The organism is Secundilactobacillus similis DSM 23365 = JCM 2765 (assembly GCF_001311075.1).
In the GTDB taxonomy this organism is placed as follows: Bacteria; Bacillota; Bacilli; order Lactobacillales; family Lactobacillaceae; genus Secundilactobacillus; species Secundilactobacillus similis.
In genome coordinates, this window is record NZ_BBAD01000040.1 from 1 (window position 1) to 15,865 (window position 15,865).

The 15,865-nt window shown below is 47.0% G+C and carries 11 protein-coding genes and 2 pseudogenes; 11 read left to right on the top strand and 2 right to left on the bottom strand.

From position 1 onward, the window contains the following. Positions 1-507: 507 nt before the first annotated feature. The 3 genes from JCM2765_RS09705 to JCM2765_RS09715 are packed head-to-tail and all read left to right on the top strand — an operon-like array spanning position 508 to position 4,783. On the top strand, positions 508-1,650 hold the full coding sequence (locus tag JCM2765_RS09705) for an exonuclease SbcCD subunit D (RefSeq protein ID WP_054736361.1): 1,143 nt from the start codon (positions 508-510) through the stop codon (positions 1,648-1,650). A gap of 2 nt (positions 1,651-1,652) precedes the next feature. Beyond that, complete coding sequence (locus tag JCM2765_RS09710; protein ID WP_054736363.1) at positions 1,653-4,325, top strand: AAA family ATPase; 2,673 nt, start codon at positions 1,653-1,655, stop codon at positions 4,323-4,325. Further along, complete coding sequence (locus JCM2765_RS09715; RefSeq protein ID WP_054736365.1) at positions 4,310-4,783, top strand: SbcC/MukB-like Walker B domain-containing protein; 474 nt, start codon at positions 4,310-4,312, stop codon at positions 4,781-4,783. The genes JCM2765_RS09710 and JCM2765_RS09715 overlap by 16 nt, the downstream gene beginning before the upstream one ends. 60 nt (positions 4,784-4,843) lie before the next feature. On the opposite strand, the gene JCM2765_RS09720 is transcribed toward JCM2765_RS09715, so the two are convergent. Continuing rightward, a complete protein-coding gene (locus tag JCM2765_RS09720) occupies positions 4,844-5,596 on the bottom strand; it encodes a sulfite exporter TauE/SafE family protein (RefSeq protein ID WP_082405073.1) in 753 nt (250 codons plus the stop codon). Between the two features lie 107 nt (positions 5,597-5,703). Here JCM2765_RS09720 and JCM2765_RS09725 point away from each other — a divergent pair, with 107 nt between their 5' ends. The 4 genes and pseudogenes from JCM2765_RS09725 to spxB all read left to right on the top strand — a co-directional run bounded on the left by JCM2765_RS09725 (position 5,704) and on the right by spxB (position 9,904). Next, a complete protein-coding gene (locus JCM2765_RS09725; RefSeq protein ID WP_054736366.1) occupies positions 5,704-6,483 on the top strand; it encodes a LysR family transcriptional regulator in 780 nt (259 codons plus the stop codon). Further along, positions 6,480-6,680 (top strand): hypothetical protein, encoded by a 201-nt coding sequence (locus tag JCM2765_RS09730; protein WP_054736368.1) that lies wholly within the window; start codon positions 6,480-6,482, stop codon positions 6,678-6,680. The genes JCM2765_RS09725 and JCM2765_RS09730 overlap by 4 nt, the downstream gene beginning before the upstream one ends. 161 nt (positions 6,681-6,841) lie before the next feature. Next, the gene (locus JCM2765_RS09735) at positions 6,842-7,996 is read left to right on the top strand and encodes a GGDEF domain-containing protein (protein ID WP_054736370.1); all 1,155 of its coding nucleotides are present in this window, start codon (positions 6,842-6,844) and stop codon (positions 7,994-7,996) included. Between the two features lie 154 nt (positions 7,997-8,150). Beyond that, positions 8,151-9,904, top strand: a pseudogene (spxB, locus tag JCM2765_RS09740) (pyruvate oxidase). 77 nt (positions 9,905-9,981) lie between these two features. Here spxB and map read toward each other — a convergent pair. Further along, on the bottom strand, positions 9,982-10,773 hold the full coding sequence (map, locus tag JCM2765_RS09745) for a type I methionyl aminopeptidase (RefSeq protein WP_054736402.1): 792 nt from the start codon (positions 10,771-10,773) through the stop codon (positions 9,982-9,984). Positions 10,774-10,936: 163 nt separating this feature from the next. On the opposite strand from map, the gene JCM2765_RS09750 reads away from it, so the two are divergent. The 4 genes and pseudogenes from JCM2765_RS09750 to JCM2765_RS09765 all read left to right on the top strand — a co-directional run bounded on the left by JCM2765_RS09750 (position 10,937) and on the right by JCM2765_RS09765 (position 15,854). Then, complete coding sequence (locus JCM2765_RS09750) at positions 10,937-12,931, top strand: cation:proton antiporter (RefSeq protein ID WP_054736373.1); 1,995 nt, start codon at positions 10,937-10,939, stop codon at positions 12,929-12,931. 222 nt (positions 12,932-13,153) lie between these two features. Further along, the gene (locus JCM2765_RS09755) at positions 13,154-13,549 is read left to right on the top strand and encodes a hypothetical protein (protein ID WP_054736375.1); all 396 of its coding nucleotides are present in this window, start codon (positions 13,154-13,156) and stop codon (positions 13,547-13,549) included. A 433-nt stretch (positions 13,550-13,982) separates the two neighbouring features. After that, positions 13,983-14,695: pseudogene (gene larD, locus JCM2765_RS09760) on the top strand (D/L-lactic acid transporter LarD). Positions 14,696-15,173: 478 nt separating this feature from the next. After that, the gene (locus tag JCM2765_RS09765) at positions 15,174-15,854 is read left to right on the top strand and encodes an EAL domain-containing protein (protein ID WP_054736377.1); all 681 of its coding nucleotides are present in this window, start codon (positions 15,174-15,176) and stop codon (positions 15,852-15,854) included. Positions 15,855-15,865 lie beyond the last annotated feature (11 nt).

A 15,865-nucleotide genomic window follows, 5' to 3' on the forward strand; every position in this document is an offset into this window, starting at 1 on the left:
GTGATACTAAAATCTGGCGGTTGTCAACGGCGGTCGTTACAATTCCGTGGTCAACCGCACAATTAAGCACTTGAGATGATCTGCAATAGCGCTGAATTACGCAATGTGAGATGCAGGTAGGCGACTAGGTGGATGCTGTGTCGCGATAATTGGTGGTTGTTGGTGTTCTTCCAACAACCACCAATTATCGGGGACGAAGTTAAGACTCGCGTGGGTTGTGGCGAGGCTTAACTTCGAGGTCTGAGACCGCCCTTCGGCTCAGGCCGGCCCCACAGCAGGAACCTAGTCGCTTACCGGAATCGTCAGTTCACACAAATCTCACTTCACAAACTAAACACAAGAATGCTTACACTGGACACAAGCGACAGTAGAAAAAGAAGAAAACACCCTGAGATTTTTTATTCACGCCATGAGGGTATAATTAAGTTTATTAATCTTGAGCAAAATAAAACAATCAAACGGTAAAAATCGTTGTTAGTGATATCAACCAATGAGGGGGACCAAATCGTGAAATTTTTACATACGGCAGACTGGCACATTGGTCGGCGGTTACACGGCTTTGATTTAACAGAAGAGCAGCAAAATGCCTTTCAACAAATTGAACAGATTGCACTTGATGAGCAGGTCGATGGCATTGTCATCGCGGGCGACTTGTATGACCGTGGTGCACCAGCAGAAACTGCGGTGGCTCAGCTGAATGGCATGTTAGAGCAACTTAATTTAAAGGATCACTTCCCAATTTACGCCATTTCAGGGAACCATGATAGTGCGACTCGATTGGCGACGGGGAGTCCCTGGTTTAAAGACACCCAATTTTACCTGAATACCAAAATAGCGCAGGCGTTTGAACCGGTTGAACTGCCCGACACACAGCTATTTTTATTACCCTACTTTGAACCTTTTGAAGTTCAACAGTACTTTGATGACGACAGCATTCAGCATCTGGATCAGGCAATCGTGCCAATCGTGGCTAAAATGAAGACGCATTTTGATCCGGCCAAAAAACACGTTTTAGTGGCACACTTTTTTGCGGCCGGCAGTGCCACGACCGATTCGGAAACGCGGTTAACGGTTGGTGGTTTAGGGGCTATTCCAACGGGGAGCTTGACTGACTTTGACTACGTTGCCCTCGGTCACCTCCATGGCCGAGATGCGTTGACAACGGATGCTGTACCAGCAAGGTATAGTGGCTCACCCGTTAAATTTTCAATGTCTGAGGCTAATCAGCAAAAAGGGGTTTGGATCGTTGATACGGCGACTGAGCCAGTGAGTTGGACGTTTCGACCGATCACGCCGATTCGAGACGTGCAACAGTTAACGGCTAGTTTTGAGGATCTGCTGGATCCGGAACAATTCCAAGAGCTTAACTTTGATGATTTCTTCGGCATCGTGTTAACGGATACACAACCGATTCCCAACGTCTTGGCACAGTTACGGGAACGCTACCCCAACATTGTGACGTTAGGCCGTCAAGATGGCTTTCAAACGCAAGTGGCTTATCAAGGCGAAAGTGGTCAGCAAATGCGCCAAATGAATCCGATGACGCTACTCGCTGATTTCTACGAACAAGTTGCCCAAGAACCGTTGACGAAGCAACAGCAACAATGGGCCAGTGACGCCCTCAAACAAGCCAATGAGGAGGAAAAATAAGGGTGAAACCACTTCAGATAACACTTCAAAATTTTGGACCGTACGAACACGAAACGATTGATTTTACAAAGTTTGCGGATGCATCACTCTTTTTGATCTCAGGGCCAACGGGGAGTGGCAAAACCACTATCTTTGATGCGCTGACGTTTGCGTTATACGGTGAAAGTGCCAGCGATGACCGCCAACCGGAAGTCTTGCGATCGGATTTTGCTACCCCCAATGAGCCAACTAGCGTTACGCTTCGGTTTTCGCATCAAGGCCAGATTTACGAGATTGATCGGCAACCCAAACAAACATTGGCTAAGAAACGCGGAACTGGTATCAAGACCTACAAAAGTACCGGGGTGCTCAAAATCTTTAAAGATGGTGAGCAGACCGAAGAATTAACGAAGTTGGCCGCGATTAACATGCGGTTAGCTGATATTCTTCAAATTAATCGCAAACAGTTCGTTCAAATTGTATTGCTACCACAAGGAGAATTCCGACGCTTTTTGGTGGCGACGAGTACTGATAAGGAGACTATCTTACGAAAAGTATTTGGCACCGAACTCTACCAAAAGTGGAGCAGTATCCTGAAGCAACGGCTGGCGGATCAACGGGCTCAGTTGGCAAAGTGGGAAACAACGATTGAAAGTGGGTTGAAGCGCGTTCGTTGGACGGATGATGTGCAATCATTGCCAACGGATAGCCCAATGAGTGACCGGTTGGCACAGTTAACAGCGCAGCAAGCAACGGATCAGCAAACCATTGAGCAGACGACTGACCAAGAACAGGCGTTACAACAACGGGTTGATGAGACAACACAGCGGTTGACCGTCGCCGAAAAAACGAATCAAAATATTGCAACGCTGGCAACTGAAACGCAACGCGTCACAGCGTTACAACAACAAACCACTAAAATTGATGACTTGCGGCAATTACAGACCGACTTAACGTGGGCCGATGCGCATCAAAGTGACTACCAACGCCAACAGGAGTTGACCTCGGAGTTACAACGTGATCAGCAACAGTTGAAAACGCTAGGGGCGCGGTTGGCGACAGCTCAGCAGCGACAAGTAACGTTAAAACAGACGCAAGATCAATTACAGCAACAGGCTGCCGCAATAGCTGATCAGCGCAAGCAAGTCGCTGTATTAACGGCGCAACGCTCGTTGTTTGAACAAGCTGCCGAACTCGATCAGCAACGTTTGACTACGGCGAAGCACGTGACTGAACTGACCGAACAACTGACACAAACGCAGCAACGCTATCAACAAATTGCCAGCCAGCAAGCGGCCGTGACGGCGCAACTGGCACAACGACCAGCGCTTAATGAAAAGCGATTGACGCTGACGAATCAAGTGCAACAATTGACCCAGTTTCAACGCCAACTTGATGACGTCAACGCACAAAGAAGTGAGTTGAAACAGCTTGAAAAGACAATCGAACAACGCCAGACCGAAGTTGATCGGTTGACTGCCAAAGTCGCGGTTGCACAAGATGACTATGAGGCCCAGCGAAATGCCTGGTTGCAGAGTCAAATCGTTAATTTGGCGGATCAACTGACGCCTGGAACACCGTGCCCAATTTGTGGTAGTGTTGATCATCCGGCGCCAGCTCAAGCGACTGTGGCAGTTAAAGCAGTTAGCGATGCAGAATTGAAGGTTGCTGAAACTCACCTCCGACAACTCAACACAAAATTAGCAGGTCAAAAAGCGCAACAAACGACGCAAATCGCTCAATTAGCAACGCAACAAACAGCTGTGAAAGCTGTCAAACAGGATTTAGTCGAACAAGTGACGACCGTGATCGCGGTAACGGATTTTGACGAACTTGCGAGTCAATTGCCAAAACAGTTGACGGCTAGCCAAACGGCCGTTGATCAAGTGACAGCGCAACTCGCCGATTTATCGAAGCAGGAACAACGTCAAACCAAACTTGCCCAACAACTCGCTGAAAGTGAGCAAAAAGTGGTGGCTGATCAAACCGCAGTTCATAACGCTGAATTGGCGGCCAAACAGGTTGAAGGCCAGTTTCAAAATGCGCAAGATCGGCTCCCTGACGAGTTTGCCGATTTGGCTGCTCTTGATCGGTATTTAACCCAACAACAAACCGAGTTGGCTCATTATGATCAGCAGGTGGCGGACAATTCTGCTGACCGGCAGCAAACGGCTCAATTGATTGCCACAACAACGGCAACACAGGCCTCCGTTGAAGCATCGATTAACGACACGACAACGAAACGTCAAGCGCTAGCCACAACGTTACAAGCAGCAGTGACGAAACAGTATCAAACGACCGACCTAAGTGGGTTGACGACGATGCTGGATCGATTACCAGAACTGCCAGAATTGAAACGCCAAATCACAGCGTATGATCATGATCTGCAGCAAGCAACCGCTTCAGTTGTAGCCTACAAACAAATTGTTGGTTCGGCTACGACCGTTGATTTAGAAGAACTAAAAACGGCATTAGCCGACTTAACGGCTCAACGACAAACCCTTCAAAAACAGCGCGCAACGATACAGGAACGATTGACGATCAACGGCAACATCCTCGAACAAGCAGAGCAGACGGTTCAGCAAATTCAAACTCAGATGACGCAGCGCGATGCCTTACAACGGTTGGTCGAAGCCGTTGCGGGCGGTGGCGACAATAGCTTGGTTTGGAACGCTACGTTTTGCGGGCCCAATTAGTGGAAGTGTTGCAGGTTGCCAATCAGCATCTGCAGCAGTTAAGCTCGGGTCGTTATGAACTCCGACTGCATTTAGAAGCGGGGACTTATCAGAAAAACACCGGTTTGGAAATCGACGTTTACGATGATAACGTGGGTCAGGTTCGAAGTGTCCACACCTTATCAGGTGGTGAAAGCTTCATTGCAGCGCTGAGCTTGGCGCTGGCGTTGGGCGAAATCATTCAAACCGAATCTGGTGGGATCAACATCGATGCGTTATTTGTCGACGAAGGGTTCGGTTCGCTGGATCAAGAGGCGCTTTCGGTCGCCATGGCGGCTTTGGAAAACGTGGAAGGCAGTAACCGGATGATTGGGATCATCAGTCACGTCACACTATTACAAGAAACAATTCCGTATCAGATCAAGGTGGAAGCCCTTGGTCAAGGCAAGAGCCGGGCTCGGGTGGTCACGCCAGAGTAGGTAGAAAACGGCACCACGCATCCCATCTAGGATGTCGTGGTGCCGTTTTGCGTCTGAAACCTAGACAATTAGCTTAATAAAGAATAACCCTAACACTGCTAAAATTATGGGTTTGGCAATTTTAGCGCCACTACGGCTAAAATGACGAGCGCCAAGGTAGTTACCGAGAATCCCGAAGATGCCAGCGGTGATTCCCAGTACCAAAACGGTTTTACCGTTAAATAAAAATACGGTCAGTCCCGTCAGATTGGTGGTTAAGTTGATGACTTTAGTAGTGCCGGCAGCAAGGTTGATTGGCAACTTCGCAATACCGGTTAAGCAGAGTAGGAGAAAGGTGCCGGTTCCGGGGCCGTAAAAGCCGTCATAGACACCGAGTAAAACCGCAATCAACATGATTAAGACGTGTTGTTTGAGGGTGAGGTTACCACTGACATGGGTAGCTGTCAGGGCATTTTTCTTAAACACCAAGTACAGTGCGGTTAGCGGCAACACGACTAGCAAAATGAGGCTAAAGTAGCGGTCGGACAGGTGAAGGGCCAGCTTAGCGCCGATGAATGAACCGAGCAATGCTGAAACAATCGCGAGAATCGAAAGTTTTAGTCGAATGTAGCCACTTCTCGCAAATTGAAGCGTTGAGATACAGGTCCCCATTGCGGATGATAACTTGTTGGTCCCAATCGCAAAGTGAACGGGAATTCCCGTCATCAAGTAAGCAGGTAAGGAAATGAGCCCACCACCGCCCGCAATTGAATCAACGAACCCACCTAAAAAGACTAACGGACAGACAATTAAAAACGTTGTTAAACTAATCAAAACGCCACCTCTTTAAACCTAAGTTAAGTTAAGCCTAGCATGATGGTGGTATAAAAGATAAGATAGATTATATATTAGGGGTATAAATAAAAGTTATGGAGGGGCTAATGTTTACGATTAGTGATTATGTCTTGAGTGTTGTTGCCAATGGGACTATCTCGCAAGCAGCCAGACAGTTGCATTTATCACAACCGGCGCTGAGTGTGGCGATTAAAAAGTTGGAGACTCAGATCGGTCAGCCGCTATTTGATCGTAGTACAACGCCATTGACGTTGACGCCGGCGGGTGAGTTGTATGTTGCAAAGGCCCGTCAAATCACGCTTTTAGAACAATCGTTTCGTGATGAGTTAGTTAACGCGGATGAACATCTCACCGGTAGTTTAACGATTGGTGGCGCGTTTATTTCGGTGGCCTACCTGCTCCCACCAGTTTTGCGTCAGTTTCATGACCGCTATCCAGACGTCGAGTTGACCCTGCTGGAAACCCCGTTTCCGGAGCTAACGCGGCGGTTGTTAGATCAGCAGGTGGACCTTGGCGTTGATGCGGATCGGTTTTTACATCCGAAAATTGACGCTGTGCAGTTGTTTGAAAACCATATTTTGTTGGCAGTCCCGGATGAATTGGTGCCACAATCGGTAGTGACAACTTTTGGCTATAGCTATGACGAGGTATTGGCTGGCATTGACGAACGGCTACCAATTCGACGACTCGAGTTAACTAGCTTTGCGTCATTGCCATTTATCCTCATGTTACCCGCAAACGAGATCTCCCAACGAACGGCTGGCATGTTTGCGGCAGCCAAGTTTCACCCTCAAGTTGCCATGACGGTCAATCAACAGATGAGTGCTTATGAATTTGCACAACAGGATGGGGCGCGGCCTTTGTGACGAATACGTTGATTCAATATAGCGGTGAGGTTGACGGACTTCACTTTTACCAAGTCGCTGGTGCGGACCAGCCCCGCTACGTGGCCGTGGCGTTTAATAAACAACGGTATCAATCGAAGTTACAGCGGACATTTGTTGAGTTTTTGGTTCAGTATTATCGGCACCAAATTGATGACGGTGCGGCAGGCCAAGCGTAACGTGATTGGTTAAGTTTTCGCTAACTAGAATTGAAAAATTCAGGCATTTGGCGTAACATTAATCAATGTCGCGAAAGTGTCGTGAATCCTTATTTTTCACACGGATTAGCGCATGACCAACCTTAAAAACGAGTTGGTAGAATTTCTAGGAGAACTTAAACATGCTTTATTGGGAAAATCAAATCATGACGTTTGTGATCAATAGTCTGCTATTGGTTGGCTTTGCGTTATTTTATACCTGGCTAGATGGTCAACGAACGGTCAATGGTCACCGATTGAAATTCCACCGGTGGTATTTGATTGCACTGACAGTGTCGTCTTTGCTGCTGTTGCACGTTGCGTCAGTGTTACAGATGATGGAAGCCCACAATCCAAACGGTTATGGGTGGACGTATATTAGTTTTCAAGTTGGAATTATCATGTACACGTTGTTTTCATCACGAGACCGGTTGATGTGGGTGAGTCTATCAGCCGTATTACTGGTCTGGTTTTTGTGGCTGCCGGGTGTCAGCAATCGACCACTTTTCTGGGTAATCAGCGTGGGTCTTTGTTGGGTCGCACAGCACTACAACCGGCTCATTACTGCGAAACGGTGGTGGTACTATCCGTTTGGTTTGCTGTTTGCGTTGCCGTTTTACTGGGTCAATTTGATGTCCGTTGACGGCATCGACGTCGGCTGGTTTTGGATGTTGCTGTCGACCCTGGCGATTGATGCGGTGCTCTGGCAGATCCATTCGATGCTGGTTCGTCATCATTTACGCCGGGCGGAACTGTTACGTGAGGCTAACATTGATAATTTAACGAAACTCAATAATTTTCGGGTGTTCAACGAAGACTTACTTCAAGCCTATGACCACTTTCAGCGCACCGGCGAACATTTCTCGCTGTTTACGTTTGATGTGGACCATTTCAAGCAAATCAATGACCAATACGGGCATGTGACTGGCAATACCGTCTTGGTTAAGGTCGCTGACCGATTTGATAAAATTGTTCGAGAAATGAATTATCGATCGAAAACGTATCGAACTGGTGGCGAAGAGTTTTGCTTCATCCTGTTTGATATTGATGAGACACCCGCATCATCATTAGCCATTGCAGAACAGCTTCGAACAGAACTGAGCCAATTGATCGTCACCACGCCACAGGGTGATGACATTCAAATTACGGTGTCACTTGGGCAAGACCTAGTTGACGTTGAAGATCAAAACTACATGGATACTTATAAACGGGCAGACAAGCGGTTATACCAGTCAAAACAAACTGGTCGTAATCGAGTCACTGTCCGGGAAATACCAATGACAACTGTTGGGCGTTAAATTAAAGAACGGAACTCAAGTGAGACAATCACTGGGGTTCCGTTTTATTTTTAAGCAGTCGAGTCAAATTAATTGCGCCATTTTTAGAATCACCGTATGATGACATCGCAAAATTGAATTTAAATTTGGAGAAGTCCTTGAGGGGGTAGTTATCATGGTAGAAATGATCAATGCTGGTGTCGCTGCGTTACGGACGCTAGAAAGTTGGGGTGTGACGCACATTTATGGCATTCCGGGGGGAACAATCAATAATTTAATGTATGCGTTGCACGCTGAACGTGAACGAATTCGTTACATTCACGTGCGGCATGAAGAGGTTGGGGCGCTGGCAGCAGTTGCCGATACCAAGTTGACCGGTCACATTGGTGTAGCATTTGGGTCGGCCGGCCCCGGGGCGACTCATCTCTATCAAGGCGCCTATGATGCCATGGCGGATAAAGTGCCGGCGTTATTTATCGTGGGTCAAAACCCGCAAGCGTTAATGAATCAAGACTTCTTTCAGGAGTTTGATGAAACGCCAATGTTCAAAGACCCCGGCGTTTATGCCCGGACGGTGACAACGGCCGCCAGTTTACCCCACGTGCTTGATGAGGCAATTCGACGAGCGTTTGCGATGCACGGCCCGGCAATTGTAACGATTCCCAATGATTTGGCTGGTCAAGCGATTCCGGCAGATGGCTACTATAGTTCGGCGGCTAACTTCGCTCGACCAGTTTTGGCAGCTGGAAAACCGGAACAGGTGGAAGAAGCCTTAGTGTTACTGTCGAAAGCTAAAAAGCCACTCCTTTACGTTGGTCAAGGAACAATCGGTGCGGCCGAAGAAGTGATGCGGTTTGCGCAACAGTTCCAAGTACCGGTGATCACGACCGCCCTGGGGAAGGAAATTATTCCGTACGAGTTTGAGTCCTTGTTAGGCTCGGCAGCCCGAGTCGCCTCAAAACCGGCTAATGAGGCGTTGAAGGAAACGGATTTAATGCTCTTCATCGGTTCGAATTATCCGTTTGCGGAAGAGATGTTTAAACCAGATGTGAAATTTATTCAGGTTGATAGCAACCCACAAATGCTAGGTAAACGCCATCGAACGGATGTGGCGATTTTAGCGATGCCAAACAGACGTTGCAGCAGTTCCTCGCATTGGGAACGCCGGCGAGCCCATCCGCTTGGTATGCGGCCAACGTGGACAACGTTCGCAACTGGCACGAATACAATGATGATATGATGAACCGGACGACGGGCGAACTCCGGTTTGAGCCCGCATTCAAGGCAATCAACGAGATTGCAGAAAATGATGCGATTTTCTCAATCGATGTTGGAGATGTCACCCAAAATGCCGTTCGGCTGTTGAAGGTAAATGGTAAGCAACCGTGGATCACATCTGGATTGTTTGCAACGATGGGCGTTGGCCTTCCCGGTGCAATTGCTGCCAAATTAGATTATCCCGGTCGTCAGGTGTTTAATTTAACCGGTGATGGGGCGGCTGCGATGGTGATGCAAGATCTCAGTACCCAGGTGACGTATATGTTGCCGGTCATTAACGTGGTCTTTTCTAATCAGGCATTGGGTTTCATTGAAGATGAACAAGAAGACGATGGTCAAGAGTGGTTTGGCATTAGTTTACCGCGGACTGACTTTGCGAAAGTAGCGGAGGCCCAAGGGATGATGGGCATCACCGTTCGAACGATCGATGACGTCAAACCGGCTTTTGATCGCGCGGTTGATCTGACTAGGGCGGGTAAACCGGTGCTGATCGATATCAAAATGACGAATGAACGCCCAATTCCAGTTGAAAAGTTAGCGTTAGATCCGGCGGAAAATGACGCGCAGACCATTGCCGCCTTCAAGAAACGCTACTATGCGGAGAAACTGGTGCCGCTTAGCCAGTTCATGCATAATCATCATGTTAACTAGATTCTGAATTTAAACCAAATAGTACCGTAGATTCCGGTTGGGGAGTCTACGGTACTATTTATATCCGGTAATAACTTTTAGAGATATTTCGCATCAAAAACGGGATCTTGTGACGTCAAAATCTTCGGGCCGTCCTTGGTGATGACGATGGTGTGTTCAAATTGGGCGGATGGCTGATCATCTTGGGTCACGTAGTACTCCCATGAATCATCGGGTGTCATGCGAGCCATGATTTGACGGGTGCCCAAGTTAACCATTGGTTCAATGGTAATGGTCATGCCTTCCTTTAAGCGAAGACCGCGACCGGCTTCACCGTACGCCGGGACGTCAGGCGATTCGTGCATGGTGGGTTGAATACCGTGACCAATCAATTCACGGACATCACCCATGTGGTTTTGATCTTCAACGTAGGTTTGAATCGCATGGCCAATATCGCCAAGCCGGTTACCGATGACGGCCTGATCAATACCCAGATAAAGCGCGTTGCGAGTCACGTCAAGCAGGCGCTGCTTATCTTCAGAAACGTTACCAACGGCGTAAGTCCGGCAGGCGTCGCTCATGTAGCCGTCAAGGTTGACAACTAAGTCGACAGCGACCACGTCACCGGCCTTTAAAATGAGATTTTTGCGGGGAATGGCGTGCGCCACTTCTTCGTTAACATTGACGCAGGTAGCGTATTTGTACCCTTCGAAGCCCTTTTCTTCGGCCTTAGCACCATGTGAGGTGATGTAGTCATCAGCGAAACGTTCGATTTCCCACGATGAGATTCCGGGCTGAATAATCGTGGTCAGTCCTTGTAAAACCCCAGCTAAAATGGCACCAGATTGGCGCATCTTTTCAATTTCACGGGGTGATTTTAATGTAATCAACGTCATTAACTCCTTCGGTTTACTTCGGAGGCTATTCTACACTAATTGCTCGTAATTGCCAACGGTCTAGCGATGTTGCGCATTCGGGGGAAGTTGCTTGTACAAAAAAACTGACCGGCGCATACTAGGATTATTGGAATTTGTTTAATTGGAGGAATTGGGAATGAACCAGGTGTTACTGTTATTATTGATTTTGGCCGCAGTGGTATTAGCGGCGATTTTAGATCGGCACGTGTCAAAAATACCATTACCTTTTTTTCTGATTGGTCTTGGATTAGCCATGGCGGGGTTACCGTGGTATCGAAGCTTTCATCTCAATCCGGCGGTTTTTACCTTTGCGATTATTGCACCTTTGCTATTTAACGAGGCTCAAAATAGTTCTCGATACTGGATCGGTCGGTCGATCACCAACATTTTGTCACTGGCAGTCGGGTTGGTGGTGATCACCGTTCTGATTGTGGGTGGCGGGTTACACCTGTTGGTCCCGGGACTACCACTAACGATTTGTTTTGCGTTGATGGCGATCGTCGCGCCGACCGATGCGTCAGCAGTTAATTCCATATTTGCCGCTAATCCGATTGCCGAAGAACAGGCGGCAACGCTGAAGCATGAGTCGTTATTTAATGATGCCGCCGGAATCGTGATTTTTGATGTGGCGCTCAGTGCCTATATTTCGGGTGAGTTTTCGTTGGAGGAAGCGGTGGGCACCTTTTTCTGGGAGTTTTTGGGTGGCCTATTATTTGGGGCGTTACTTGGCGTCCTAGTCGTTAGCGTTCGGTTAATGTTGATTCGTAATCATGATGATACGCCGTTGATCATGGTGTTGATGCAGTTGCTGACGCCGTTTATTGTGTATTTATTAGCCGAAAAATTGGCCTTGTCTGGCATTCTGGCGGTTGTTGCAGCTGGGTTGGTTCAAGGCTCTGAACGCGATAAGTTGCGATTGACGTCATCGCGGATGCAACTCGTGACCAGTAATGTTTGGGAAATCGTGGCCGGCGCACTCTCCGGAACGGTTTTTGTTCTGTTAGGTTTGGCGTTACCAGACGTTGTTTCAGCGATGAAGCAGTCCAATGGTGGTCAATTAACCGTGCTAATGTTGATTGGCATCGGCATTTTGGTTTATTTTGCCAAGGGTGGCCTGCGATTATTGTGGGGTCGTTACCTATTGAAGCGGCGAACAACGCCAACCCATGCTTGGCGGGATAGTTGTATCATGGCGTTGAGCGGCGCGAGTGGCACCATTACACTATCGTTGGCGTTTTCGATTCCGGAAACGGCTAACGGGCAACCAATGACGTTACGTGGCCCGTTGATTTTGATTGCTGCAACGGTGATTTTGACTAGTTTAGTGATGCCAACGGTGTTTGTGCCTTTGATGCTACCGAGTCAATCCGCGACGAAAAAGCCCGGCTTAAAATGGGTTCGGCGGATGTTACAGGCAGGAATTAGTGAATTGCTGAAAGAGGACCATTATCGTGCCGAAGCGCAAATCGTGATCGATTCTTTGCAACAACAATTGGTGCTAGACAGTACGCCCAAGTTACGCATTGAGCGCCAGTTGATGCGACACGCACATACGGTGGAAAGAGCCGAAGTGCAACGCTTGTACGAACAGGGCCAGATTACCCACGATGAGTTGACTTACTACAATCGATTTTTGAAGTTAAACTTCTTTTCGGCGGATGACAAAGTCTGGAAGAACGTTTGGTTTCGGATTCGATTTGGGTTACACATTGGCACCATGTATAAGGACCTTCATCGGGCACAAGAGGCGTTTTTAACGGCACCGGTTGCACTAGAAGAAGTTTACTGGCGAGAACAGTTTATTAAGCATGGCGAAGATATTTTGCCCATTGAACAGGCTGGCTTTGAACGAGTAATGGCTGATTTGAAAACCCTAAGTAGCAGTCACGGGGTGGAAGTCAATATGGTTCGCCGATTTTACCGGACCCGCCACCGCCGAATTCGGGGTGGTGCGATTGATGAAACGATGGTGTATCGGCTATTTATGCGGGCATTTCACGCGGAATATGAACTGATTCAAGCAGCAATTGCGAATGACGAAATTACCGCCAGTTTAGCGGAAGACCTGCAGCAACGCATCTCGTTTGATGAAATCACCTATATTCAAAATAGCGAAGCTTACCACCGATAAATCATGAATGTGAGGGTTTTCATTGAAATTAAGCACTGTCATCTGTAAACTAAAAGGGAGCGGGGCATGTTCGTTAGTTATGGGGGATTTTGATGGCGATTAGGTCATGAAACACTTAATTTGGAGTGATTAAAATGAAATGGCGGTTCAGCCACTTTTCGCGATTAACAGCGATTAACATGGTGCGGCGGAACTAACTATTTTAATTTGGGAGTGATCAACGTGATCGACTACGTCTTAAAAATTCGAAACAAGGTAACGACCAAGGAAATTGTGGTCTCGTACCGAGCAATGACGATGGATGGCATGCAACGACCTCTAACGACCGGAGAGATGCGGTTTGACCTTGAGATGGCAAATACGGATTATTTAACGCATAGCCGGTTTATTCTGGGAATCGTAGGAACCGTTATTCTGCGGTTGAATGAGTCGTGTATCCTCGATCGAATTGAAATTGAGCAATCTGCTAACCGCCTGCAGTTACAAGTGCCTAATAAATTGGAATTTCGCTCGTACGTGCAACAACATGATTTACTGAGTCGCGTTGCGCAAGCCCAGTCAGCTAATGGGCATCAGGCGGTAACGGTGGCGATTGTGACGCCGTTTAAATTAGGTTGAGTGTTGATAAAAACGAATGATTGAAGTTGACCTCGTCGATTCTATTGGGGAATCACGAGGTTTTTTTGGTTTAGTTGAGTTATTTTTAAAAGCAATTGATTTCAGAAATTAAGGTTGATTGGTTTGGCTACATACTTACGTTGCAGGATTGAAATAAATGATTTCGGCAATGTAAGCGGTTTATAATTGATAAATTCAATGTTAAAATAAGGCCTTATTTTCAATTGATTAAATTGATAATGAAAAGTTTTAAATGATACTTTCATTTTCACTTGATTATTGATATAGTTATAAGCATGTCAAGAATTCGAGTATTAAGAGCTGAGTTGAATGACTGTTAGAGATTGGTTCCTAGGATACTGTTTACCATGAGCATTATGGTTAACGGACACATAGTTAACACCATTATTTAAACATAAGATTGGAAGAATAATTGATGCATCAGCTATTATCAGAATTTATGGGAACTGCTTTAATGATTATTTTTGGGGTTGGCGTTCACGCTGACACTGTTTTGAACGACACGAAGTACCATGGTTCAGGTCACTTGTTCTGTATCACGACTTGGGCATTTGGATCACAGTTTCACTGTTTATTTTCGGCAATGTCTGCATTAACCCGGCAATGGCATTGGCACAGGTTATTCTTGGCAACATGACTTGGGGAACGTTCTTCCCAGTTGTGATTGCTGAGATGCTCGGTGGGATTTTTGGCGCACTGATCGTTTACGTGATGTACGCTGATTCCTTCAAGCACTCATATGGTAAGATCGACGGCGTGACGATGCGTAACATTTTCTCAACGTCACCAGCCGTCCGGAACTTACCACGGAACTTCTTCGTCGAATTTTTCGATACCTTTATCTTTATCGCTGCTATTTTAGCAATTTCCGAAATTAAAGCACCCGGCGTTGTGCCAATTGGTGTTGGTTTGTTAGTTTGGGCAATTGGGATGGGCCTTGGTGGTCCTACCGGGTTCGCCATGAACCAAGCCCGGGACCTTGGTCCTCGGATCGCACACGCTATTTTGCCACTTAAGGGCAAAGCAAGTAATGACTGGCAGTACGGCTTGATCGTACCCGGTTTAGCACCATTCCTTGGTGGGATCGCAGCTGCCTTCTTTGGCAAGTTCTACCTCGGACTATAAATTGGGAAACACATAGTTAACGTTCGTTTTAAGGACCGTCTTGACAGACAACTCACAACTTCTTGATCAGTAAGCCTCTGCTAAGAGTGGCAACCATTTGTTTGGAAGCCAAAATGACAATCAGTAACGCCGTAGCCCGTTGAGGGTTACGGCGTTATTTTGATGTGTGCGTTTGATGATGTATAAGTGTGGCATTCTCTCTATTAAGGGATAGGATTGGGTGTCGGCAGTTAAATCCTAAAAAATCAAGGTATTTGATAAAATAATTAGGTAAAACAGGCGACATTTGCTAAAAAGTGTGATTAAATAAAGTGAATTGAGAAACTGAAACGGCGTTGGTGATCACGGTAGGAGTGGAATCCTATTGAATGATACGGGGCGATGACCGGCGCGTTGTCAGTTAACTATGAAACTAGCAACTTGGTAGATGTAGGAGTGTACCAGATTGTGAATTGGAGAAGTAAAGGGGGATCCTATCATGTTAAGCTTATTTGAGCAACCTCGGTTTGCGCTGGATAACGCAAGTGAGTTGCCAGGGGGATACGAGCTGTTTATTCGAGAATCACAGGCGGGTCAATGGCGGACGTTGGCTGATTTTAATCAAGTCACACCGGAAGACATTACCCAATTGCTGATGTCATCGATTAATTGTTTACCAGCGTATATTTCGTTGGTTTCTTTGAATTTGGAGCAACAACAATTTATTGATGATCGCTATGCGATTGCGGTGAGCCACGTTCAAAAATTAACGAACGTACACATTATGGTGGAATTGACTGAGCGTGGGGACGCAAACGTCAGTTACGGCGCAATGATGCTGGCTGCGCAGCGATTCCAGAGTGCTGGGGTAGAGGTTTGCATCGATGATGTTGGGACGGGCGCTAACACTGAAGCGTTGGTTCGGGCACTGAGTCCGTACGTTAATGAATATAAGTTTGCGCTTCAAAACGTTCGACCAGATCAAACCATTGATGACGTTGCAGACCAAATTACCGCCTGGTCAGCGTTAGCTCACCAACACGGCAAACGATTTATTCTCGAAGGCATCGAAACCAGTGAAGACCTAGCTCAAGTTAAGTCACAGTTTGATTGTGACGGTGTTCAGGGTTACTTCTGGGGTAAACCAGCGCCACTGCCAATTTTACCGGCGGAGGCTTAAATGAAACGACT

Coding starts and splice junctions, on each gene's coding strand:
- JCM2765_RS09735 (WP_054736370.1), top strand. CDS start 6,842: ATGCTTTATTGGGAAAATCAAATCATGACGTTTGTGATCAATAGTCTG.
- JCM2765_RS09725 (WP_054736366.1), top strand. CDS start 5,704: ATGTTTACGATTAGTGATTATGTCTTGAGTGTTGTTGCCAATGGGACT.
- JCM2765_RS09765 (WP_054736377.1), top strand. CDS start 15,174: ATGTTAAGCTTATTTGAGCAACCTCGGTTTGCGCTGGATAACGCAAGT.
- JCM2765_RS09750 (WP_054736373.1), top strand. CDS start 10,937: ATGAACCAGGTGTTACTGTTATTATTGATTTTGGCCGCAGTGGTATTA.